Origin of the sequence: Sphingobacterium psychroaquaticum, assembly GCF_900177625.1 — a bacterium.
GTDB lineage: Bacteria > Bacteroidota > Bacteroidia > Sphingobacteriales > Sphingobacteriaceae > Sphingobacterium > Sphingobacterium psychroaquaticum.
This window is the reverse complement of sequence record NZ_FXAU01000007.1, coordinates 19,723-41,419: the sequence shown is the minus strand read 5'-3', so window position 1 is coordinate 41,419 and position 21,697 is coordinate 19,723. Positions and strand designations below refer to the sequence as shown.

Sequence of the window (21,697 nt, the reverse complement as noted above, 5' to 3'; positions counted from 1 at the left end):
CGACTATTTGGAAAGAAAGGAATTGGCCGGGGCTTGGGATTTTTCTATTTCGCGGCTCCCGATGCTTGGCCGGCTTTAACGCCTTCAATAAACGCTTCTTTAAGCTTTCCTACGTCTTGGGACAATAACACCCCTATGAAAATGCCCATAGCAATTAATTTCGTGGTTCTTTTTCGTTCTTTATTTTTTGTTAAGTCTTTCATTTTTGTTCGTTTTGAGTAATTTACGAAGTTTAATTATCTCATTTTTTTTCTTACGGTTATCTATTTTTTTGTAGAGGATTTTCCCGTTGAAGAGGAACCGTTCCATCTCGCCTTAATAATTAAGGCAGATGCCAATGCCAAACTAGCAAACAGGACGAACACATAGAATAGATATAATCGACTACCAAGATAAAGGAACTCTACATAAGAAGTAGAAGCTCTTTCTAAAACACCCTTTTTACCGTGATGGTTGTTGTATATGTATACCATCACATTATTAAATGCGGCCGCGAGGTGCGTCATACTAAAAACACCTATAACAAAAGGAGCAACTTTTTTCAATGCTATTTTAATATTCGCAATTGCGTACATCTTAGTCCCAGACCTGTGCGAGAGGACTCTGTAGGTTTTTTCCTCCAAGACAGGTCCATTGGGCATCTTCTGGCTATACCAATAGAACATCGACAGCAACACAAACTCAACCAGTAACAGCCATACAAGTGAGCCAAAGCTCCCGTTAAAGACCTGCGCAATATAATGCAGCTCATTCCCAGCATGAATATTACCTCCAGTCACCAAATAGGTACTCCACCCATCAAAAAAGACACTCAAAAACAGTAACAAGATCCAGAAATAAGTTTTTTTCATTTTGCCCTCTGTTTGTTCTTTTAGTCCAAAAAGAACAAGCTTTAGTTTTTAAAAACTAAAGCTTGTCAATTATTTACCTTGCTGACATTTCTGCGGCCCTAATCGATCCATAAGCCGCAATTGCTCCTCCTATTACCGCTCCTTGAAATGCCCAAATCCCAACAACGGCTACTATAGGCAAAAATCCTCCTTCGATTTCAATCATCTCTTTATCCGAAAGAGATTGAGTATTATTTTTTTAAGCATTCATATCTTTTTAACTTTTATTATACTATAACAAGCACTAGATCGTTTTCCTTTTCTTACATCTCTTTTTTACCATTAAAATAAATTGAATAAGATTTATAAAAACGATTATGCTATATAGAATATGTAGCGTTTTCATTGCTTTATCTCTTCTTAATACACACTTATGCCCAATGCTCTGAAACGAGAAAGGCAGGCTTCATGAAAACTCTAAACCCAAAGCCAAAAGGACCAAAGCCTCCGCCATTGACATCACTCATTTCTCTAACGTCCAACCCTTTAAGGTCAATATTCGAAACATTAATTTTTTTCATAACTACTATTTTTTAAATTCAACTCCTACTCTATTCCGGTTTTTCGGATTCCACCTTCACTTCTGTTGATCAACTATTGCTAAACTACTATCGTTCAGCACACAAAAAAAGCAGTAAACTGTTTTTATATGCTTATTTTCATTTTCACATATTAATCCTCGAGCTGGCGAGCTTGCCTCTTCCACATCTCCTGATATTCGGAGCTATCTCTCTTTAACAATTCGTTGTGCGTGCCTTCCTCTATCATCTGCCCATTCTTAAGTACAATAATTCTGTCCGCATTTGCGACGGTACTTAATCGGTGTGCAATTACAATTAATGTTTTACCCTTTTGCCTAAGTTCCGAAAGCGCTTTTTGAATTACCAATTCTGATTCGGTATCCAATGCAGACGTTGCCTCATCAAGAATTAAGATTTCAGGCAATCTATATAACGCTCGTGCAATCGCTATCCGCTGTTTTTGCCCGCCCGATAAAAGAGCTCCGTTTTCACCAAGATAGGTTTGAAAGCCATTGGGGAGCTTCTCAACAAAAGGCAGAATTCCGAGCGCTCGGGTAAGATCCACGATACGTTGTATATCAGGAAAGTCCTCTCCTAGAGCGATGTTATCAATTACATTTTCCGAAAAGAGATCAATACTTTGCGGAACAACAGAAATCAGGCAACGCAATGATTGATTTGAAATATACTCTATGTCATAGTCGCCAATCAACACTTGACCTTCCTTTAGGGGATATAGATTTTGGATCAAAGCCGCAATTGTACTTTTTCCAGATCCACTTTCGCCAACAATGGCCGTTGTTTTTCCTTTTTCAAAGTGGCAATTTAAACCGACAAACACATCTGCGCGAGAGCCGTAACTAAAGGAGACATCAGTAAATACGATATCTCCCACCTGTTCTCTCCCTAAATCCAGTTTATCTGTCGTTTCCTCCCGATCGAGATCCATAATCTCGAAAAGACGGTCGGCAGCAATAAGGGCATTTTGAACTGTCTTATTCATTCCGATAAGCTGCGATACCGGCGCTGTAAAATATCCGATAAGCGCATAGAACGACAGTAATTCTCCCGGGGTTATAATACGTTCAATAACATATCTGGATCCCGCCCAAATCAGTACAATGGTAAATATCCGCGACAGGAATTCGGATGAAGTTCCAGAAAATAACGCGTTAAGAACAGAAGTATAAATAGATTTTAACACCGTCGTAAATCTATTGTCAGTCTTATTATTCGCATAAGGTTCGATACCAAACTGTTTGATTGTTCGCACCGCATTCAGCGATTCCACCAAATGAGACTCTAGCTCTGCACTTTCTTCCATCAACCGTCTTTCCACTTTTTTGTTTAAGCGATTGCTCAACCAATAAACACCCATATAAAAAGGTATTACTAGGGCAACCACAAGCGCTAACTTCCAGTAATAAGTAAACATTAAAGCAAAAGAGAAAATCACAATAAAAACATTCACTACGATCTGTATTGCAGCATCATTAATAAATGTTCGAATCTTAACCGCATCATTAACTCGCGATAAGATCTCTCCAACACGCATAGTATCAAAAAACTGCTGAGGTAGTGTTAACAAGTGTTTGTAATAACCAAAAATAAGATGCTTATCGATACGCTGCCCCGTTTGCAGAACAAGTACACTTTTTACCGTCCCGATAAACAATTGAAATAGCAAAATCACAATCATTCCAATAGACAATAGGTTGAGCAACCTTAAATTACCATCGATCAAGACGTAGTCGGTCACCTTTTGCATATAAATCGAGGTGGAAAGTCCCAAAACAGTATATACAATTGCTCCAACGAGCGCTTGAAGCGCAACAGACCGATGAGGTTTAATCAATTGCCAAAACCGTGCATAAGGACTAGTGACTTCATTCCCCTTTTCGAAATACTCGTTTGGTTCCAATAAGACGAGTACTCCACTCCATATCTTCTGAAAAACATCAAAAGCATACTTTTCCATCTTGCCTGTTCCAGGATCCATAACCGTTAGCGCATCCTTATGCACCTTATAAATCACGACATAATGATGTAAAACTTCTTTGATAATAACATGAGCTATCGCTGGCAAAGGTATCTGGGGAATAGCGTCTAAACCACCTTTTACGCCTTTTGCATTAAAACCTATTGCCTCCAGCCCCTTTACCAAACCTAATACATTTGTACCTCTAGTATCCGTATGACAATATTGTCGAATTTTGGCAATTGGAATATCTAGGCCATAATGAGAAGCAACGGAAGCGAGACACGCTGCTCCGCAGTCACGGATGTCATGTTGCTTAATCCGGATCTGTTTTTTCATTTCATCTTTTCATTAACCACAAGCCTCTAGGTCGTTTTCCTTCTCTTACATCTCTTTTTTACTACTAAAGCAAATTGAATAAGATTTATAAAAACAATTATGCTGTATAGAATATGTAACGTTTTCATTGTTTTATCCCTCCTTCACTTCTGTTGATGTGGTATTGCTAAACTACTTTCGTTCAGCACACAAAAAAAGCAGTGAACGTCCTTTACTCAAAAAACAACTCCCTCCTAAAATTTTCTCGGATTCTGCATCATTCAGTTCTTGCACTTCAATCTTGATTTGGATCGAATACAACGATGTATAGTAGTACGTCCTCAGTTTTCTGTCATACGCAATTGGCGCTCCCATTCCTTTCATATAGTCTATTATCCGATACAACCGCGAGCATGAAATGCCAAACCTACGGGCCAACTCTTTGGGCGTGCCCGTTCGCCGCTGTTGTATCAGCTCGTCTAGCCAATTTATACGTTCGATATAGATAAAAACTTTCATTCCTTTATTCTCCTTTTTCCTGTAATGCAGGATTAAACCAATCGTCCAACCGGTCGAACAAAAGCTGCCACAGTGTACGATCCAATAAATAAAAACGAGCCGTATAGGTACTTCCCTTTCCGATCGTTGCTTGATAGCCATTTTTCAAGCTCAAAGTATTATCATCCAATACGCACCGAACCCTAAAAAACACCTCTCCCGTCTGTTGGTTAAGAACTACATTATTGTCAATATCCACTACCAAACCACTTGCCAGTCCCCACTGATTGTAATTATATGCATCGACCTGAAGTTTAACCAACTGGCCGACTTTTATAAATCCAATTGCGGAAGGAGGCACCATACATTCTGCGATTAACGATTCTTCCGGGGAGATATCCCCAAGGTGCTGTCCTTGCACCACATAGTTTCCTGGATAAATACCCTTCATGTTTGTAACCCGACCTGCCGAAGGAGCCTTGACAACAAGATTTTCCTTTTCAAGTACACCGGCCTGCAAATCAGACAGCAAGGCTATCTTCTTTTGCTCAAGTTCCTGCTTTTTCACTTGCCACATTGCGAATTGTTGTGTACGCAAGCTATTGATTTGGTCTTTTAGTTCCGCAAACCGAAATACGGTTTTCTCATGCTCTGCAACCGAGATAACCGCCCTTTCCTGCAAAATCGTATTTCTATCTAGCTCCCGCTGAGCCAAATCTACTTTTGTCTTTAGCTCTGCGACTTTCTGTTGTAGCGCAGCCCACTCTTCTTGATAAATCCCTGTTTTCAGTTTTGGGGTAGTAACCGTTACAAGCTGACGAAGGTCATGCAGTTGATCGTCATAATCGTTTCTTAATCGACTCTGATGGGTTATTCTATTTTCTAACCCCTCTGCTGTTAAAACCAACAAAGTATCCCCTTCCTTCACAAGTTGATTCGTGGTCTGCAATCCCGATTGCACAACACGGCCTCCAACTAGCGAAACTAAAGGAACATCCTCCTGACTTGCCCGAATTGTTCCACGAGCAGAAACAGATATAGGAACCTCTACTAATGGAAGAGACGCTAATAATATTGCAATAGCAAGAATAATGGCATTATAGATAACGGTGGTTTTTCTCCTCATATTTTCGTATTTGTATATGGTATTACAAACCGAAAAACATGATGCTGAATAGACTGCGATACAGAAGTCTTTCGGTTCGACGTATGGAGAGCGCCTTGGTTTTCCGAAAGATTTACTAATAAATAATGCTACGTAATTTAAGCCAACACCGCACCTCCCGTCCAAGAGCAAATGCTCCAATAGACACAATAATACAGATAATCAACTGATTTTCACCAACAAATTCGTCAAGCAAGCATTAAACCTCGACGAAACAGTTAATTCTCTCGATAAACCTATTCCACCTTCTGGATCAACTTCTTGATATCGGCGAGCTCGCCAAAAAGCACCAAAAGGTCACCTTCCTCAAGCACCGTCTCTGACCCCGCAATTCCCGACGCTTCCTTCCGCTGAATCAGCTTGCCTTTTACCTGCTGTTCAAAGGACTTCACCGTGGTGAGTACAATAATTTTATATCGATTTGTCAAATCCGCTTCGCGAAGTGTCATCCCAATATACTTACTGGGCACCCGCGTTTCAATGATCGAATAACGATCAGATACCTTAAAAGAATCCACAATATCCACATTGTCCAGTCGCATCGCTAATCGTTCAGCAGCCTCCTCTTCTGGCATCACATGCTCCTCAATCTGCATCGCTTGAAGCACCGTTTTTTGTAAATCAGACACTACTCGTCCAATTATACGTTTCACGTTCAGCTGCTTTAGTAACGCGGTCGTCAGTAAGGATGCCCCTTCATCTTCGCCAATAGCGACAATTGCCGCATCGCAGTCACTCAAAGGCAAGGATGTTACCGCTTCGCGATCCGTGGTATCCATACACACCGTATAGGTAATCTTATCTTTTAGTTGCTCGACGATAGTCAAATTCTTATCTACGGCAATAACTTCATGGCCCAGCTCTGTCAGATGTACCGCAAGTGATTTCCCAAAATGGCCCAGCCCTAATATGATATACTTCATACGCTAAAATAATATTTTCTCTGTTGGATAAATATAACTCTTGTTCCGTGTATTCTTAATAAAAGCCACCAGCAGGGTTAACATTCCCACGCGACCCACAAACATCGTCGAAATAACAATAACCTTACCTAAAGGTGATAAAGAGGGCGTAACGCCTAGACTTAAACCGCACGTTGTATAGGCGGAAACCACTTCAAACAATAGACTTTTCATAGGCTTTTCATCATCCGTAAAATTCAGCAAAATAAAACTTACTCCGATAGCCAGAACCGAAAGTAAAATAATGGCAAAAGCCTTATTTACAGACTCTGCTGCGATGCGTCGTTTATGAATTTCAATAGATTCTTTGCCTCGCGCTAAGGAGAAGATGTTCAGCAAGGCAACAGCAACAGTGGTTACCTTTACCCCGCCTCCTGTCGAACCTGGGGAAGAACCGATCCACATGAGCAAAACAATCATAATAAGCGTCGGTGCGGTTACGAAATTAACATCCACACTATTGAAGCCCGCTGATCGCGAAGAATTTGCCATAAAAAAGGATGTCACCCACTCTCCAGCTATCGTACTATCATCGCCCAATGTGCTCCCGCGTTCCAATAGAAAATAAGCTATAGTCGCCACAGCCACCACAATAGCATTGCATAGCAATACAAATCGAGAATTGAATGTAAAAACCTGTGGCTTATGTGCATGCGGTTTCCGTAAAATGAGGCGCCTGACAAGCCCCTTTATTTTGTGTCGGGCAAACGTATAAAAATTATATACTGTTCCAAAACCTAACCCACCCAAAATAAAAAGACTAGACAAACAAAGCTGAAAGGCATAATTAAAGCGATAGCCTATATTGTTTATTCCATCAGGAAGAATCGAAAAGCCGGCATTACAGAACGCAGATATGGCATGAAAAGCCGAGAAGAAGATCCGATCCCCCAAGGAATCAAACTGCTCTGTATCCAAGGAAGAAAAAATCATGACGCCACCGATAAACTCGAAAAGAAGTGTTATAAAGATAATAGTCAGTAAGGTAGAGATTACATCATTGAGTTTATTCTCGCCAAGAATTTCACCAAACATAAGTTGGTTTTTGTACGAAAATCCGCCCGAGAAAAAGTAGCCAAAAAAACCGGTAAATGTCATAATCCCCAATCCACCGACCTGTATAAGAATCATAACCACAGCTTGCCCGAAAGTGGAGAAATTCGTTGAGATATCCGTGACCGACAACCCCGTAATACACACCGCGCTGGTTGCCATAAACAAGGCGTCAATAAAATTTAAGGGCGTTACAATCGTTGTTCTCGGTAACATAAGCAGTACCGTTCCAAGCAAAATCAATGCAATGAAACTGATAACAAACAAGATCGTAGGGTTGAAGTAGAAATTATCAAAGAAAAGACTATTTCGAGATAATTCAGACAGAAATAAGATCGCAATTCCAAGATACACCCATTCCTGCTTCGCAAAATAAGCCTCTGGGCGAAGTCTAGCAACAGCAATCAACATAAAATAAGCAATTAGTATCAACCCTGATATTTGAGAAATACTAAGCTTCCGCTCCACAAAAAAGGTCGCCAAGGTACGTAATGAGGTTAAGGCAAACAGACTGTAGAACATCACTAAGATCGTTCGTTCCGTTACCGCAGCGACTTCAGCATCTGTTGTATATCCAATATGTATAATAACAACGCAGATACAAAACAGGCTAAGATAGAACATCATCTGATCTATGCGGTTGTTTTTATACTTTACTAAATACCGTAATAATTCAATAAAACGTTCCATTAGCTACAAACTTAAAATAATCGGACGACATACACCATGCCCACGGTTATTCCTCCTCTGCTTCTTTAGGTTTCTTCTTGAACAACCCTTTGAAAAATGTTCCTGTCTTCTGCCCCACCTTCTTTGTCTCTCCCAATACTTTTTTCGTTCCTTCCATAATTTTTTTAGTCTCAGCAACCGCTTTTACCGTTGATTCTGCTTGCCCTAAAAGCTTATCTTCTCGTTCTTTGCTAATTCCCGCTGTTTGCTTTATACCCTCAAGCAGACTCTTCCAGATATTTTTAAAGAACGTATGGTCTGCGACACGAACATAATCAACTTTACCGACGTGATAGACCTCATTGGCATCCGGATTACTATCGTTGATCAGCAGCTGATTCACAACCCAAGAAACAATCTTTCCCGATGTCTTCTTCCCGTTTTTCCGCGGGATATCAGGTAATCGAACCTTCATCTGGTCGTAGTCAAAATAAAAGGTACCCGTTGTTTTGCGATCGGTTCCTTGCATATTAAAGCTAATTCGTTTAATATTTCCAGTCGCAATATCAAAGTTGAGCAAAGGGTGAAGAATTCGATTAAAAGGTGGCGCCTGCATGCGACCAACCTCTCCTTTATAGCTGTAAGCTCCAGCTCGGCTCAACATATCAAAACTAAATATCACATGCAGAGCTCCACTATTCATAACCTTAGTTTTCAGATCGGCTCGCATATAGGGATGCTTCTGTAGCGTTAATGTATCATTTGTAACATTAGTCAAGTGACCACTTGAACTAATAAAATCGATTGTTCCCTCTCGCTGATAGCGATCTCCCATCTCGGTATATACCACATCCATATGCTGCACGACGACCGTATCCAAGATAAGCTTCACCGGTAATCTCATAATTTTTTGATGCGGAGCCTGACCGATCTGATTTTCTGGTTTTTTGGGAAAGCGTTTATCTCCATAGAATTTAGCATACCCCTTCCGTAGCAACACCTTCTTAGATACCAATGCGCGTTCGTCTAAAAGACGATGAAAATCAAAATCATCCAACCTTAAACTATCTACGCGCAAATACGTTAATGCTTTATTCTCCCCTTTCATACGATAATAAGCCGCAGGTGTCACTGTCGGTTCATAGCGTCCCTTAGTCAGCACAACTGATTTTTCCTCCGTATTTAGGACTAGTTTTTCGAAGCTACCTTTATACGGATTGTTAGAAAAACGGTGGCTAAATGCGGGGATAGCCACAACTATTTTACGCGTATAGAAGAGCCTTGTCGTATCTAGAGCCGATACGCTATCAAGTAAAAAATCGCCCACTTGAATCGCGATATCATGATGTTTAATCTCGCTTATTTTTTTTCCTTGCTCTGAAAGTGTTGTATATCGAACAGAAATTTTATCCACGGCCATCCGATTGACCGAAACTTGCGACAGCACTTTTTTAAGACTCTCTCCGAAGTCCTTTTTTGCCGTATTTGGGATGGTATCGTTGTATTGGTGATACTTATTCGTGAGATGAAGCACCACATCTTCCAATTCAATGGAGCTAATGGAAAGTTTCCTGTTTCGGATCAGGTCCCACAGTGAAAAGCGTTTAATATATAACGATTTCATCTCGATATCGAACATATTATTACTCGCTTTTTGCTGCCCTTCCAGCAATCGATAGACTGCAGTATCAGCTTTGAGCTTTAGGTTTTTGAAAGAGATATTACCTATAGTCGGATTAATATCAAGCGCATCATACCGCACGGTATAAAGTCCTTTACTTGCTTCCTTTACAAACGCAGCTAACTTCTCTTCTGCTAGCGGTTTCCAATTTCGGGATAGATACCAGCCGCCACAAAGAACCCCTATAAAAAGTAGTACAATAACGCCAAGAATCCACTTCCAAATATTCTTCATAAGCCGCTTGTTTTTTATCCTTTTACAATAAACAAGTATCCTTCCCTTATGTTTGCAAAACCTCTTCTTTTAGGCACCTACACTTTTTAGTGTGTGTGTTACCCTCTACTATCTTGTTTATTATAAATACTTAAATAACTATCGTATCGAGATGGCTCTATTTCGCCCAACTCCACCGCCTCTAAAACCATACATCCGGGTTCACTTATATGCTGGCAGTTGTTAAACCGGCATGTGTTTAAACGCGCACGCATTTCTGGAAAAAAATGAGATAGCTCTTCCTTTTCGATGTCTACGACGCCAAGCTCTCTAATTCCTGGTGTGTCGATCAGTTTTCCTCCAAAAGAAAGGTCAATCATTTCGGCGAATGTTGTTGTATGTTTCCCTTTATCTGACCAATCTGATATTTCACCTGTTTTCAGTTGGACCGAAGGCTCAATAGCATTGATTAGTGTTGATTTCCCCACCCCAGAATGGCCTGATACCAGTGTAATTTTATCTTTCAAAATTGCCCGAAGAACCTCCATATTTGTCCCTTCCTGTGCGGAAACTTCATAACATGCGTAACCGATATTTTCATATATAGCTTTATATTCTTGTAGAATTTCTAATCCCTCCTCAGAAAAGAGATCTAATTTATTGAAAACCAAAATCGCAGGGATACTATAAGCTTCTGCCGTTACAAGGAACCGATCGATAAAACCGAGAGACGTCGACGGGGAGGCCAAAGTTACAACCAATATTGCTTGATCTAGATTCGCTCCAATAATCTGCGTCTGCTTAGAAAGATTGACCGATTTCCGTATAATATAATTTTTTCGAGGCTCCAAATGCGTGATGACCCCCGTCTCCTGTCCGGGCTCCATCTCAAACACCACCCAGTCCCCCACAGCAATTGGATTCGTTGTCTTTATTCCCTTTGTTCTGAATTTTCCTTTAATACGACACTCTACCCGTTCTCCTTCATCGGCCAATACCTGATACCAACTACCAGTTGACTTAGTAACCAACCCCCGCATATCTATAGAATTTGTGCTTGATATATATCCATCGTACTACAAAAATCGGAAAAAAAAGTTAAAGCCTCGATTCTAAGGAAAGATAATAAAAAAGGGGGCATACTACATAATTTTAACAATCCTTTATGGAATTTTGTATCTTCAAGCATCACAATACAAAGTAGACCGCTGATGAACGAAAAGGAGTTGCTTTTACACTATAAACAAACGGGGGATCTCGCCGTCTTGGGAAAGCTGTATACGCCTTATATGTCGTTACTCTACGGGGTCTGTTTCAAGTATTTGCAAGACAAGGAAAAATCACAAGACGCTGTTATGCAAATATTTGAAGAGCTCATTCAAAAATTGCGTCAACACGAGGTAGACAATTTTAAAAGTTGGCTATACGTGTATGCGAAAAACTACTGCCTGATGCAGTTGCGCAAAGGAAAGGGTACAAGCTTTGTCGATATTGAAGAACATTTGTTTGAGAGTGAGCAAAAGCTCCGTGATGACGGGGATCACAAGTGGGTAGAAGCCGATTTTGACGCGATGAGCATCTGTCTGCAACAACTACAGCCCGGTCAAGAAACCTGTTTACGGTTATTTTATCTGGAACAAAAGTGCTATAAAGAGATCATGGAGACGACGGGCTTTGACTATAATCAAGTAAAGAGCTATATCCAGAATGGTAAGCGAAATTTAAAAATTTGCATGGAGCAGAAGAAAAATGGAAAATAATTATCAACTATCTCGAATACACAATTATGTGAATGGCTTGATGAGCGGAGATGACATGCACGCCCTCGAACAGGAAGCGTTGCAAGATCCTTTTCTTCAGGACGCTATTGATGGTTACCGACTGCAAAAAGGCGTGGATGCTCGTTCTCTAAGTCTCCTACAGCAACGCTTGGAAAAGCGTGTTGCTGCACATGCCTTTTTGAAGGATCGACATTACTTTAACTGGCAGCGATTAGCAATCGGTTTGGTCGCTGCTGTTCTGTTTATAGCTGTTTCCACACTTCTTCTGATACGTTATTTTCCCAATAGAGATCAGTCCAACATCACAGAAGTGGAACTGATGGATAGCGCGTTACAAAAAGTGGTAAGTAAACCTGTTGTTGGTTTTAATGCACAGCCAATTGATGGATGGGAGTCTTTTGACAACTACTTATCAACGAACTACTCTGGTAACAATCCTACAAAAGAGTTAATTGTTTCCTTTAAAGTTAACTCTTCAGGAACGGCATACGATATACAGACGGATGTTGATAACGATCATCCGATTTCGAAAGAAGTTAAAGAGCTGTTTGCCAAAGGTCCTAAGTGGACCGGCAGTGCGGGTCGTATAAAAATTATATTTCCAGAATAAAAAAAGCGCATGTTAAATTTTAACATGCGCTTTTTTTATTCTTATAGCTCCCAGCGAATTTTATCTGCGATAGGAGAGCGAGCCGGCTCGCGTGGTTCACTCTCGTGGTGTCCAAGGTAAAAAAGCCCAATACATTTTTGATTTTCTTCTAAATTCAAGAAACCTCCTAAATGATTGATTAGTCCCGGTGTCGCCCAGTAGCCCCCCAAACCAATAGAATGTGCTGCCAACCACAAGTTTTGTACGGCACACGCTGTTGCTGCAAGTTCCTCCCACTCGGGAAGCTCGCCCGTGTAGTTAACCACGATTGCAATAGCCACATTAGATTGTGTCGCTTTCTTTCCCATGTTTTGTTCGGTAGCCTCGGTGTACTTCTCTGCAGGAGTCACTGCTTTATAGATGCGACTCAATTCTGCTCCAAGTCTGACTAAACCTTCTTTTTGGAACACAACAAAGCGCCACGGCTGCGTACGTTTGTGGGTTGGCGCGGCATTGGCCGCTTCCAAAATTGTAAGGATATCTTCTTTTGTTATCTCTTTATCGGTAAAACTGTTCTGGTTTACCGTTCTTCTGTACTGAATTGCTTTTAATACTTCGTTTGACATATATTGTGTTATCGGCGTGATGTTTTCGAGTTGTGAATTTTCTCTAAAGCGACATCCAACTCGGTATTTGAAACAACTTGTGCGAGCACCGTTTTTGTTCCGTAAGAAAGTCTTGTAAATTTGAACACATACTTTCCTTCTGGAAGCGATACGGTATATTCTCCCTGGTCATTTGTCTTTACCGTTTGTGTTGTGTTTTTTACCACAACTTCTACATTGGCAATCGCTTTACCGTTTTCGTCTGTTACTTTACCTTTTACATCCACATTTCCTTGTGCAAAAAGGAGTACACTGCAAAAACAAAACGCAATTAAACTAACTAACTTTTTCATATCTATTGATTAATAATTTCTTACAAACAAAACTAATCATTTTGAGGGAACAAAATGTAGTTCTTTGTTTACAAACATTATACTAACCCCGTTCTTCCCAAACATTCACAATGTGTAGAATTGTGAGGACCGCTTTTTCCATATCTTGACGACTTACCCACTCCATCTTCCCATGAAAAGCATGGCCGCCCGCAAAAACATTCGGACAAGGTAGCCCCATAAATGAAAGACGCGAACCGTCGGTACCACCACGAATACTTCTTCGCTCCGGTGTTAAGCCTACTCTTTTTATCGCTTCTAGTCCCACATCCATAATTTCAGGGTGCTGATCTAAAACTTCCTTCATATTGCGATACTGCTCTTGCACAGTAAACGTATAGGTTACGCCAGGGAACTGTTTAACAACCTCATCTACAATCGTACGTAATTCTAGCTCATGCGCTTCAAGATTCGATGTATTGTGGTCACGAACGATAAAATCTAGTTCCGCCATATCCACACCTCCGCTGATACCATTCGGGTGCACAAAACCCTCCTTTTTAGCTGTCGTCTCTGGTGATAGCCTATCCTTTGGTAAGCTAGACACAATTTGGGCCGCAACTTTTAATGCACTCTGCATCTTTCCTTTAGCAAAACCTGGATGCACAGAAATCCCTTGGATCTTAATTCGTACAGCATCTGCCGAGAAGGTCTCGTCCTCAATTGTCCCTGCCTTCTCTCCATCCATTGTGTAACCAAAATCAGCACCCAGTTTTTTCAGATCGACGTGATTTACGCCCTGACCAATTTCTTCGTCTGGTGTAAATAGAATCTTAATCTCACCGTGCTTAATTTCTGGGTTGCTCATTAAGAGGCGTGCGGCATCCATAATCTCTGCTACGCCCGCTTTATCATCAGCCCCTAGCAGGGTGGTACCACTTGCCGTGATAACATCATGACCAATTTGATTTTTTAAATCGGGATGTTCTGCAAAACGAATAACAACAGAATTATCGTCCGGGAGTATGATGTCCTGTCCTTGATAATTCGCATGCACCAGTGGTTTAACCCCATTTCCCGAACAATCAGGAGAGGTATCTACATGTGAACAGAAACAAATAACAGGAACGTCCTTTTCAGTATTACTTGGTATTGTGGCATAGACATAGCCGTGCTCATCTAGGTGCGCATCACTAACGCCCATATCCAACAATTCTTGAACTAAAAGCCGACTTAGGTCTTTTTGTTTTTCCGTCGACGGAAAACTTGTTGATGATGGGTCAGATTCGGTATCTACCTGCACGTAACGCATAAAGCGTTCCGCCACAGTAAAGTCTTTGATCGAATTTATTAAACTCATTGGGTATTATTTTAGTATGTCGATATGTTCTAAAAAAACAGGGCATCTAAAGGATATTCAGACGCCCTGTTTTCCCTTTATTATCGAACAACAAAGGTAATAGATAAAATCGAAAAGGGTGCTTTTCGACGCTAGAATTAACCAACAGTTACCATCTTAGCGTTACCGCCACAGGAAAATGATCCGATGGGAACTTACTCATGTAGGTATCTGTAAGAATTCCGTATTTCAATACTTTGAATGGTTTTGTTATAAAAATATGATCAATCCGCTCTGCTTTTTTCAGGCTTTTTCCCCATCCATTAAAAGAAGAATTGGGTGCATAAACAAGCGGAGACAAGGTATAAACGTCTTGCACAAAGCCCGAATTTGCCAGTGTGAAATATGCTTCATCATTTTCATTTACATTAAAATCGCCCGTTAAGATCAAGGGAAGACCTTTGGCCAGCTCTTTTGCTTTCATCATAATTAACTTAGCACTTTCTCTTCTCGCCTCTTTTCCGATATGATCAAAGTGGGTGTTCATAAAAATAAACTGTTTGCCGCTTTTCTTGTCCTTAAAAACACCCCAGGTACAAACCCGAGGTAAAGCAGCATCCCAGCCTTTATTTGGTTTTTCTGTATCCGTTGCAGACAACCAGAACGTACCACTTTTGATAACAGTAAATCGCTTTTTATTGTAAAAAACAGCTGAATGTTCTCCCTTTTGTGCGCCATCATCGCGCCCGACTCCCACATAGCCGAAATTCGGCAACCGCACCTCCATATCTTGAAGCTGTTCTATGAAAGCCTCTTGTACACCAAAAATTTCAAATTCATGATATTTTATCAGGTCAGTTAACGCATCCTTACGGTCGTCCCACAGGTTACCGACATCAGCGGTTGTCTTTAATCTAATATTATAGGAAGCAACATTCATCTCCTGTCCCAGCGCCGTTCCCATACAGAAGAACAATAATACGCCCCACAAAGCAATCTTTTTCATTCTATTATTTTTTCAAAATCTTATTTAGCAACTCTGGCTCATCGGTGGTAATATAATCAACCTTTTCGTTGATGAAATAATTCATATCAGCTTCCGTATTGACGGTCCAAACATTAGTTTTGAGCTTTAGACTTTTTGCTTCTTGAATCCAATTTGGATTTTTCTTATAAACCGCAAAATGATAATCTAAACCATCTAGACCAACCTCCTTTAACTGTTGAGGCGACTTATCTCCTGTTAAATAATGAACTTTTGCCTTCTTATTTTTCTCTTTTATTTTTAAACACGCATCATAACTAAATGCGATATATTCCACTTGCTTTTCGGCTTTTAGTTTATGAACCAATGCAACCGAGAGTTCGGCCGCTTTCAGTGTCCGCTCTTTACCTAATTTATTTGTTTTCAACTCATAAATCAATTTGGTTCCCTTTTGCTTAAGCCCTTCTTTTAGATAAGCCTCCGCTGTGGGGATCGACTCTCCATTTGGATGTTTCTTCGCCAAAAGTTCGTCGTATGTAGCTGTCGCAATATCAATTCCGTAATAATCGTTGTCGTGGTTGACAACAAGTACATCATCCTTGGTCAGGTGCACATCAAATTCAGATCCCCAAGCGTTCTGTTTTACGGCATCGTTTAACGCCTGTAAAGAGTTTTGTGGCGCATGTGTGTTCTTCCACGCTCCACGGTGGGCAATCATATTGGTTTGCGCAAAAGCGGTGATGCTCATGGCAGAAAGCACTGTTAATAACAGGGTTGTTTTTTTCATCGGTATATTTCTTAGATTTAGTAAGACGAATATAGCGATTTCAAATTAAGGCAGTATTAAGTTAGCACTCTCCGTTCCATTCCCCATAAAATTGTTGCAAAAAGGCCTCCATATATTGGTGCCTTCCTGCCGCAATCTTTTTCCCGGTATCCGTATTCATTTTATCCTTAAGCAGAAGCAGCTTTTCATAAAAATGATTGATTGTCGGAGCGGTGGTATTTTTATATTCTTCTTTACTTTGGTTCTCCTGAAATGGAATATTGGGGTTATAAATTTCTCTGTTCTTGAATCCGCCATATGTAAACGCACGTGCGATACCTATGGCACCAATCGCGTCCAATCGATCTGCATCTTGAACTATTTCAAGTTCCTTGGAATGGAATAATACCGTTCCAAGGGATGCCTTGTAAGACATATTAAGAATAATATCTTGAACATGTTGAATCCTGGCTTCCTCCATAGGCAAAGTCCGCAGAAAGTCGCCTGCAATACGTGGACCTATGGTTTCATCGCCTCCATGAAATTTACTATCTGCAATATCATGCAGCAAAGCTGTCAGCTCGCACACCAAAATGTCGGCAGTTTCTGATTCCAAAATCAGCTTCGTATTCTTCCACACCCGTTGGATATGCCACCAATCATGGCCCGACTCTGCACCTTTTAATTGGTCTTGAACAAAGAGCGCCGTTTTTTCGATAATCTCTGACTCCGACATGTTATTTTTCTTTAGAACCGTCGTATAGTTCGTATTGCAATAAACGACAATCTAATTTTCCGTTAAAAAATTCAAATCTACGTGATGCACGCAAGCCTATTTTCTTCGCCAGATCCGGATTTCCCGTAAATACATATCCGCGGTATCCTTTACACTCTTGCTTCAAGAAATCTCCCACTCGCTTGTAGGTTTCCTCGAGCTTGCTATGTACCCCCAGACGTTCGCCATACTCTGGATTGAACATAATTACCCCGGCACCTTCTGGTACTGTTGTCTTCGCAAAATCGCACACCTCAAATTCAATAACATGCTCTACCCCTGCGGTTCTAGCATTCATCTTTGCGATTTCTATCGCTTCCTCCGAAATATCGGAAGCAATAATTTTGGGTAGATTATTTTTATCGGTTACATCTTTTAGTTTTCTCCGTTCCTCAAAAAACACCTCTTCATCATAACCTATAAAGTGCATAAAAGAATAGTTCATCCGCTGAAGTCCTGGCATACGCTTCTGTGCAATCAAAGCTGCTTCAATCGCTAAGGTTCCAGAACCACACATCGGATTCACGAAAGGGCTTTTTCCATCCCACTGGGTTGCCATAATGGTTGATGTCGCTAAAGCCTCTAGCATAGGAGCCTTTCCTGGGTGTTTACGATACCCGTGTTTAGCCAAGGTTTCACCTGATGTATCCAAAAAGATCTCGGCCCGATCCTCCATCCAGTGTAGATGTATCACACACCGGTGAAAATCTGGCCCTGAGTTCGGACGCATTCCCTTTTTATCTTTTATACGATCCACCACCGCATCTTTCACTTTAACATTCGCGAACAACGGTGTGGTGATCGTTTCGTTGTGTACGGTTGATGTGACCGAAAAATAACTATCGAACGGGATCAATTCTTCCCAAGGAATCTCCACCAAATTACGATATAGTTCCTCTGGATTACTTGCGCGAAAAGACTTGATCTCGTACAAAACCTGACTTGCGACACGCAGGTGCAAATTCAATCGAACGCATTCATTTACAGATGCTTTCAGTTCCAATCCGGTATTGAATACACGAACGGGGGTAAAGCCTAAATCTCTAACTTCCTGCTCAAGATAAGGAGACAAGCGCCTATTGCAGGTTACAATAACTTTATTCGGGGTGTTGAAAACTTCCATCATATTTTTGCAAAGTTACTTATTCTGCTTAGCAAAAAATGCTTAATTTTACAGTTTAATAGTATTGATATGGAAATTAGAGGAAAAGTACACGAAATCGGTGCAACACAACAGGTTACTGAATCTTTCAAAAAAAGAGATTTAATCGTTGCATTTGCCGAAAACCCGCAATTCGTAGAGTATATTCGTTTTGAAGCAACGCAAGATCGCGTAAATATATTTGACAACCTTTCTGTCGGTGAAGACATTGAGGTTTCTTTCAACTTACGTGGAAGACCTTGGACAAACAAAGATGGTATAACCACTTACTTTAACTCTTTGGTTGCATGGCGCGTTACCAAGCTTGCTGGTACTGCAGCTGCAGCGCCTGCTCCTGGATATGCTGATATGCCTCCTGTTGATATTTCTGCTTCAGGTGCTGACGACGACGATTTACCATTCTAGGTCATATATAAAGGGAGATGTGAAAGCATCTCCCTTTTTTATTTAACTACCGGCCAACATAAAGTAAAAATTTCGCCCATTCATTTCTGCGAAATCACATCATCTCCATCATATTTATTTCTTCCACCTGAGTTTGGTCTATTAATTGCTGGGAATCCTTAAACTTTGGACCATGAAAAAACTTATTTATTTTGCTTTGACCGCAGTGGCCTTCTCGGCCTGTAACAACCCTTCGCAACAAAAGGTAGAAACAACGGAAAGTATATCTTCAGTAGATACAACGACTTCATCGACAACCGCGGTGGATACGGTACACACGTCTCAAAATTCATTAGACTGGGCCGGAACCTATGAGGCGACGATCCCTTGCGCTGACTGTCCGGGTATTAAAACCTCTTTACAACTGAATAATGACGGTACATTTGTACTCCAAAGCGAGTACCTTGAACGGAAGAATAAATTCGAAGAAAAAGGGAACTTTGCGTGGATTAATCACGGATCCACCATTCAACTGCAAGGAAAAGAGAACAAAACACAGTACAAAGTTGGAGAGAACAAACTGATCCAGCTTGATATGGAAGGAAAAGAAATTACAGGTGAACATGCAGACCTATATACGCTACATAAGAAATAATAATAGTGGCTATACGCTATAAAGAGGAAAGACTTGCTTTAATTGCGAGTCTTTTTCTTTATCACTACTTTCGTACAAATTTCAAATCATGCAGATTGAGACAAGCCACCCCACAATCACCCGTCCTTTGTTGCTTCTTATGCCCGTCCTTTCGGGACTCGTGGTTGCCAACAATTATTATAACCAGCCTTTACTGGCATTAATTGCGGAAGATTTCAACGTCCAGGAAGCCGCTGTAAGTAAGGTTTCTGTATTAACACAGTTGGGTTATGCTTGTGGTCTATTATTCATTATCCCACTCGGAGACAAGGTCTTGCGCAAAAGACTTATCTTGATTGACCTGATTTTTGTTGTGCTAGCCTTAATTATGATGGCTTTTGCTACACAAATCTGGATGCTTTTTATTGCCAGTTTTTTTATTGGTGTTACTTCGGTTATACCGCAACTTTTTGTGCCTATTGCTGCCGAGTTGTCTACCCCCGAAAAAAAAGCTGCTAATATTGGTATTGTCATGTCTGGTTTGTTACTTGGCATCCTTCTCTCTCGCTTTGTCGGTGGTATTATAGGTGAATACTTTGGTTGGCGTGCCATGTTTGAAATTGCCGCCATCGCAATGATCGTTACCTGGTTCATTGTTTATCGCTTCTTACCGAACTTACAACCAAATTTTATTGGTTCTTATGGCTCGCTAATGAAATCTGTTTGGCAGCTTGCAAAAACAGAACCCAGGTTACAGTTAGCATCCTTTCGAGGCGCAATGGGCTTCGGCGCCATGTCTGCACTTTTCACAACACTCGTTTTTCATTTGGAAGGTCCGCCATTTTTTGCTGGCGCTTCCGTCGTGGGCAGCTTTGGTCTCTTTGGTGCTGTTGGCGCTCTATCTGCGGCTTTTGTCGGACGGTTTCAAAAACGATTTTCTATCAACCAACTGATACAAGCAGCTTTGGTTATTCTTCTCGTTAGTTGGCTCTTCACCTACTTTGGCCGGTATACATACATCGGACTTATCATGGGTGTCATCTTGATTGATCTTGGTCTACAAAGTTCCCATATTATGAACCAGGCAGATTACTTCTCTATACCTACGAATGCTACAAGTCGACTAAATACGGTGTATATGGTCAGTTACTTTATTGGTGGTTCTCTGGGAACATACTTCGCCGCACTCGCCTGGGAGGCCGCTGGATGGGAAGGAGTGTGTTTTGTCGGCTTTTCTTTTGGTGTATTGGCGCTAATGGCCCATCTCCTTTTTGCGAAGCGGGTCGTACATAAACAGATTATCCGCTAACATACTTCCCAAAAGGAATCTTCCGAATCAGATACGTCAACAATAGACTTAACAAGAGCGTCACGAATGTAACTAAAGGAACCTTCCAAAGGGTTGGCAGGTCAATTTTGGGATGCACATAATTAAGAATAATTATATGACTTAAATACACGCCAAAACTATACTTATCGATTACCTTGACCCAACCAGGCACTGTGCTGTTGCTTAGTCCTTCTTTAAAAATTAAAAAAGCACAGACCGCCATGAGTGCATTATTCGGAAAAAGATAGCCGTAAAGCAAGGTGTCATACCGCCCTGCTTTTTGGCTCAACAAAAATGTTCCCCATGTGGTGATCCCTGCTAACGCCACAAAGACAAGTGCCCATAACCACAGCCCTCTATTTCGAGAGATCCGCGACAACCAATAGCCTAAAATAAGGTAGCCGACATAACCCGAAAAAAAAGTCAAATCAAAATCGGGTGTATACGTCACCAGCCGCTTATTCAAAAAAATAAGCGATAAAAACCAAATCCCCAAGAAAACAAGCATCTCTTTATCGCCAAGGGCACGAACGAGGTGCTGCAAGAACGGAATAGTGAGATAAAGTCCAATAATCATATACAGGTACCACAGATGTGCACTAGAACCATGCAGGAGTTTGTCTAACGACACTTCAAGCACACGAGAAAAAGGAAGCACTTCAAAATTTGTGTACCGATAAAAATAATAAACAAGGTAAACAACCAACCAGAACAAGAAGGGCCAGAGAACCCGCGTGACGCGCTTTTGATAAAAAGAGGAAAGAGCCTCCTGTTTCGGCAGAAGAAGCGCTCCTGAGATCATGACAAACAAAGGCACACTGAACCGCGTAAAGCTATGAAGAAGGTTCGCGTAGTTCCAATCAAAACCTTTCGGATCGAAAACATTCAAATAACCCGTGGAAGCATGAATAATAAGCACACAACAGGTTGCTAAAACCCGTAAATAGCTAATATACCCTAATCTGTTCTCTTGCATAAAATGATGAATAGTGAAATGCCTCAACAAAGAAAACAATTTTTAAGCCGATTATGGGTTAATGGTACTTGGGTTTACCGATTTTATTAAC

The 21,697-nt window shown here is 40.9% G+C and carries 23 protein-coding genes and 1 pseudogene; 5 read left to right on the top strand and 19 right to left on the bottom strand.

Annotation, left to right across the window (positions count from 1 at the left end; translation table 11 throughout):
* Positions 1–44: 44 nt before the first annotated feature.
* The 11 genes and pseudogenes from B9Y69_RS19235 to rsgA form a co-directional block, all read right to left on the bottom strand.
* Entirely contained in the window at positions 45–203 is a 159-nt protein-coding gene (locus B9Y69_RS19235; RefSeq protein WP_159451873.1) for a hypothetical protein, read from the bottom strand.
* Positions 204–263: 60 nt separating this feature from the next.
* Positions 264–851: a hypothetical protein gene (locus B9Y69_RS16015; RefSeq protein ID WP_085473998.1), complete on the bottom strand. Its 588-nt coding sequence runs from the start codon at positions 849–851 to the stop codon at positions 264–266.
* Between the two features lie 73 nt (positions 852–924).
* Positions 925–1,062: pseudogene (locus tag B9Y69_RS19440) on the bottom strand (hypothetical protein); the annotation flags it as partial.
* A gap of 199 nt (positions 1,063–1,261) precedes the next feature.
* Positions 1,262–1,411, bottom strand: a complete 150-nt coding sequence (locus B9Y69_RS19230) for a hypothetical protein (protein WP_159451872.1) — start codon at positions 1,409–1,411, stop codon at positions 1,262–1,264.
* Between the two features lie 151 nt (positions 1,412–1,562).
* Complete coding sequence (locus B9Y69_RS16005) at positions 1,563–3,728, bottom strand: peptidase domain-containing ABC transporter (RefSeq protein WP_085473996.1); 2,166 nt, start codon at positions 3,726–3,728, stop codon at positions 1,563–1,565.
* 171 nt (positions 3,729–3,899) lie between these two features.
* Positions 3,900–4,226 carry a hypothetical protein gene (locus tag B9Y69_RS16000; protein ID WP_085473995.1) on the bottom strand — a complete coding sequence of 109 codons (327 nt, stop codon included), beginning with the start codon at positions 4,224–4,226 and terminating at the stop codon, positions 3,900–3,902.
* Between the two features lie 4 nt (positions 4,227–4,230).
* The gene (locus B9Y69_RS15995) at positions 4,231–5,331 is read right to left on the bottom strand and encodes an HlyD family secretion protein (RefSeq protein ID WP_085473994.1); all 1,101 of its coding nucleotides are present in this window, start codon (positions 5,329–5,331) and stop codon (positions 4,231–4,233) included.
* A 275-nt stretch (positions 5,332–5,606) separates the two neighbouring features.
* A complete protein-coding gene (locus tag B9Y69_RS15990) occupies positions 5,607–6,293 on the bottom strand; it encodes a potassium channel family protein (protein ID WP_085473993.1) in 687 nt (228 codons plus the stop codon).
* 3 nt (positions 6,294–6,296) lie between these two features.
* The gene (locus B9Y69_RS15985; protein WP_085473992.1) at positions 6,297–8,075 is read right to left on the bottom strand and encodes a TrkH family potassium uptake protein; all 1,779 of its coding nucleotides are present in this window, start codon (positions 8,073–8,075) and stop codon (positions 6,297–6,299) included.
* Positions 8,076–8,121: 46 nt separating this feature from the next.
* Complete coding sequence (locus B9Y69_RS15980; protein ID WP_085473991.1) at positions 8,122–9,969, bottom strand: AsmA family protein; 1,848 nt, start codon at positions 9,967–9,969, stop codon at positions 8,122–8,124.
* Between the two features lie 98 nt (positions 9,970–10,067).
* Positions 10,068–10,988 carry a ribosome small subunit-dependent GTPase A gene (gene rsgA / locus B9Y69_RS15975; RefSeq protein WP_085473990.1) on the bottom strand — a complete coding sequence of 307 codons (921 nt, stop codon included), beginning with the start codon at positions 10,986–10,988 and terminating at the stop codon, positions 10,068–10,070.
* A gap of 171 nt (positions 10,989–11,159) precedes the next feature.
* Here rsgA and B9Y69_RS15970 point away from each other — a divergent pair, with 171 nt between their 5' ends.
* Together B9Y69_RS15970 and B9Y69_RS15965 are read left to right on the top strand one after the other, a co-directional pair.
* Positions 11,160–11,708, top strand: coding sequence for an RNA polymerase sigma factor (locus B9Y69_RS15970; protein ID WP_085473989.1), 549 nt, complete (start codon positions 11,160–11,162; stop codon positions 11,706–11,708).
* Positions 11,698–12,339, top strand: a complete 642-nt coding sequence (locus B9Y69_RS15965) for a hypothetical protein (protein ID WP_085473988.1) — start codon at positions 11,698–11,700, stop codon at positions 12,337–12,339. The genes B9Y69_RS15970 and B9Y69_RS15965 overlap by 11 nt, the downstream gene beginning before the upstream one ends.
* Before the next feature lie 41 nt (positions 12,340–12,380).
* Here B9Y69_RS15965 and B9Y69_RS15960 read toward each other — a convergent pair whose 3' ends face one another.
* The 7 genes from B9Y69_RS15960 to B9Y69_RS15930 form a co-directional block, all read right to left on the bottom strand.
* On the bottom strand, positions 12,381–12,944 hold the full coding sequence (locus tag B9Y69_RS15960; RefSeq protein WP_085473987.1) for a nitroreductase family protein: 564 nt from the start codon (positions 12,942–12,944) through the stop codon (positions 12,381–12,383).
* Between the two features lie 8 nt (positions 12,945–12,952).
* The gene (locus B9Y69_RS15955; protein ID WP_085473986.1) at positions 12,953–13,276 is read right to left on the bottom strand and encodes a carboxypeptidase-like regulatory domain-containing protein; all 324 of its coding nucleotides are present in this window, start codon (positions 13,274–13,276) and stop codon (positions 12,953–12,955) included.
* 82 nt (positions 13,277–13,358) lie between these two features.
* Positions 13,359–14,615: a peptidase T gene (gene pepT, locus B9Y69_RS15950; RefSeq protein ID WP_085473985.1), complete on the bottom strand. Its 1,257-nt coding sequence runs from the start codon at positions 14,613–14,615 to the stop codon at positions 13,359–13,361.
* A gap of 148 nt (positions 14,616–14,763) precedes the next feature.
* Positions 14,764–15,600 (bottom strand): endonuclease/exonuclease/phosphatase family protein, encoded by an 837-nt coding sequence (locus tag B9Y69_RS15945; RefSeq protein ID WP_085473984.1) that lies wholly within the window; start codon positions 15,598–15,600, stop codon positions 14,764–14,766.
* 4 nt (positions 15,601–15,604) lie between these two features.
* Entirely contained in the window at positions 15,605–16,366 is a 762-nt protein-coding gene (locus tag B9Y69_RS15940) for a glycerophosphodiester phosphodiesterase family protein (RefSeq protein ID WP_085473983.1), read from the bottom strand.
* Positions 16,367–16,427: 61 nt separating this feature from the next.
* Positions 16,428–17,081 carry an HD domain-containing protein gene (locus B9Y69_RS15935; protein WP_085473982.1) on the bottom strand — a complete coding sequence of 218 codons (654 nt, stop codon included), beginning with the start codon at positions 17,079–17,081 and terminating at the stop codon, positions 16,428–16,430.
* A gap of 1 nt (position 17,082) precedes the next feature.
* Positions 17,083–18,243 carry a THUMP domain-containing class I SAM-dependent RNA methyltransferase gene (locus tag B9Y69_RS15930; protein WP_085474198.1) on the bottom strand — a complete coding sequence of 387 codons (1,161 nt, stop codon included), beginning with the start codon at positions 18,241–18,243 and terminating at the stop codon, positions 17,083–17,085.
* A 69-nt stretch (positions 18,244–18,312) separates the two neighbouring features.
* Here B9Y69_RS15930 and B9Y69_RS15925 point away from each other — a divergent pair, with 69 nt between their 5' ends.
* The 3 genes from B9Y69_RS15925 to B9Y69_RS15915 all read left to right on the top strand — a co-directional run bounded on the left by B9Y69_RS15925 (position 18,313) and on the right by B9Y69_RS15915 (position 20,609).
* Positions 18,313–18,687: a DUF3127 domain-containing protein gene (locus B9Y69_RS15925; protein WP_085473981.1), complete on the top strand. Its 375-nt coding sequence runs from the start codon at positions 18,313–18,315 to the stop codon at positions 18,685–18,687.
* A gap of 172 nt (positions 18,688–18,859) precedes the next feature.
* Positions 18,860–19,321 carry a copper resistance protein NlpE gene (locus tag B9Y69_RS15920; RefSeq protein ID WP_085473980.1) on the top strand — a complete coding sequence of 154 codons (462 nt, stop codon included), beginning with the start codon at positions 18,860–18,862 and terminating at the stop codon, positions 19,319–19,321.
* A gap of 88 nt (positions 19,322–19,409) precedes the next feature.
* Positions 19,410–20,609: an MFS transporter gene (locus tag B9Y69_RS15915; protein ID WP_085473979.1), complete on the top strand. Its 1,200-nt coding sequence runs from the start codon at positions 19,410–19,412 to the stop codon at positions 20,607–20,609.
* Here B9Y69_RS15915 and B9Y69_RS15910 read toward each other — a convergent pair.
* A complete protein-coding gene (locus B9Y69_RS15910) occupies positions 20,599–21,606 on the bottom strand; it encodes an acyltransferase (RefSeq protein WP_085473978.1) in 1,008 nt (335 codons plus the stop codon). The genes B9Y69_RS15915 and B9Y69_RS15910 overlap by 11 nt on opposite strands.
* Positions 21,607–21,697 lie beyond the last annotated feature (91 nt).

What these genes read in the sequence shown, in the direction of transcription:
- B9Y69_RS15995 (WP_085473994.1), bottom strand. Translation starts at nt 5,331, where the DNA reads ATGAGGAGAAAAACCACCGTTATCTATAATGCCATTATTCTTGCTATT.
- B9Y69_RS15970 (WP_085473989.1), top strand. Translation starts at nt 11,160, where the DNA reads ATGAACGAAAAGGAGTTGCTTTTACACTATAAACAAACGGGGGATCTC.
- rsgA (WP_085473990.1), bottom strand. Translation starts at nt 10,988, where the DNA reads ATGCGGGGGTTGGTTACTAAGTCAACTGGTAGTTGGTATCAGGTATTG.
- B9Y69_RS15920 (WP_085473980.1), top strand. Translation starts at nt 18,860, where the DNA reads ATGAAAAAACTTATTTATTTTGCTTTGACCGCAGTGGCCTTCTCGGCC.
- B9Y69_RS16000 (WP_085473995.1), bottom strand. Translation starts at nt 4,226, where the DNA reads ATGAAAGTTTTTATCTATATCGAACGTATAAATTGGCTAGACGAGCTG.
- B9Y69_RS15960 (WP_085473987.1), bottom strand. Translation starts at nt 12,944, where the DNA reads ATGTCAAACGAAGTATTAAAAGCAATTCAGTACAGAAGAACGGTAAAC.
- B9Y69_RS15985 (WP_085473992.1), bottom strand. Translation starts at nt 8,075, where the DNA reads ATGGAACGTTTTATTGAATTATTACGGTATTTAGTAAAGTATAAAAAC.
- B9Y69_RS15940 (WP_085473983.1), bottom strand. Translation starts at nt 16,366, where the DNA reads ATGAAAAAAACAACCCTGTTATTAACAGTGCTTTCTGCCATGAGCATC.
- B9Y69_RS15910 (WP_085473978.1), bottom strand. Translation starts at nt 21,606, where the DNA reads ATGCAAGAGAACAGATTAGGGTATATTAGCTATTTACGGGTTTTAGCA.
- B9Y69_RS15925 (WP_085473981.1), top strand. Translation starts at nt 18,313, where the DNA reads ATGGAAATTAGAGGAAAAGTACACGAAATCGGTGCAACACAACAGGTT.
- B9Y69_RS15990 (WP_085473993.1), bottom strand. Translation starts at nt 6,293, where the DNA reads ATGAAGTATATCATATTAGGGCTGGGCCATTTTGGGAAATCACTTGCG.
- B9Y69_RS15945 (WP_085473984.1), bottom strand. Translation starts at nt 15,600, where the DNA reads ATGAAAAAGATTGCTTTGTGGGGCGTATTATTGTTCTTCTGTATGGGA.
- B9Y69_RS19230 (WP_159451872.1), bottom strand. Translation starts at nt 1,411, where the DNA reads ATGAAAAAAATTAATGTTTCGAATATTGACCTTAAAGGGTTGGACGTT.
- B9Y69_RS16005 (WP_085473996.1), bottom strand. Translation starts at nt 3,728, where the DNA reads ATGAAAAAACAGATCCGGATTAAGCAACATGACATCCGTGACTGCGGA.
- B9Y69_RS15980 (WP_085473991.1), bottom strand. Translation starts at nt 9,969, where the DNA reads ATGAAGAATATTTGGAAGTGGATTCTTGGCGTTATTGTACTACTTTTT.
- B9Y69_RS19235 (WP_159451873.1), bottom strand. Translation starts at nt 203, where the DNA reads ATGAAAGACTTAACAAAAAATAAAGAACGAAAAAGAACCACGAAATTA.
- pepT (WP_085473985.1), bottom strand. Translation starts at nt 14,615, where the DNA reads ATGAGTTTAATAAATTCGATCAAAGACTTTACTGTGGCGGAACGCTTT.
- B9Y69_RS15955 (WP_085473986.1), bottom strand. Translation starts at nt 13,276, where the DNA reads ATGAAAAAGTTAGTTAGTTTAATTGCGTTTTGTTTTTGCAGTGTACTC.
- B9Y69_RS15915 (WP_085473979.1), top strand. Translation starts at nt 19,410, where the DNA reads ATGCAGATTGAGACAAGCCACCCCACAATCACCCGTCCTTTGTTGCTT.
- B9Y69_RS15965 (WP_085473988.1), top strand. Translation starts at nt 11,698, where the DNA reads ATGGAAAATAATTATCAACTATCTCGAATACACAATTATGTGAATGGC.
- B9Y69_RS15930 (WP_085474198.1), bottom strand. Translation starts at nt 18,243, where the DNA reads ATGGAAGTTTTCAACACCCCGAATAAAGTTATTGTAACCTGCAATAGG.
- B9Y69_RS15935 (WP_085473982.1), bottom strand. Translation starts at nt 17,081, where the DNA reads ATGTCGGAGTCAGAGATTATCGAAAAAACGGCGCTCTTTGTTCAAGAC.
- B9Y69_RS16015 (WP_085473998.1), bottom strand. Translation starts at nt 851, where the DNA reads ATGAAAAAAACTTATTTCTGGATCTTGTTACTGTTTTTGAGTGTCTTT.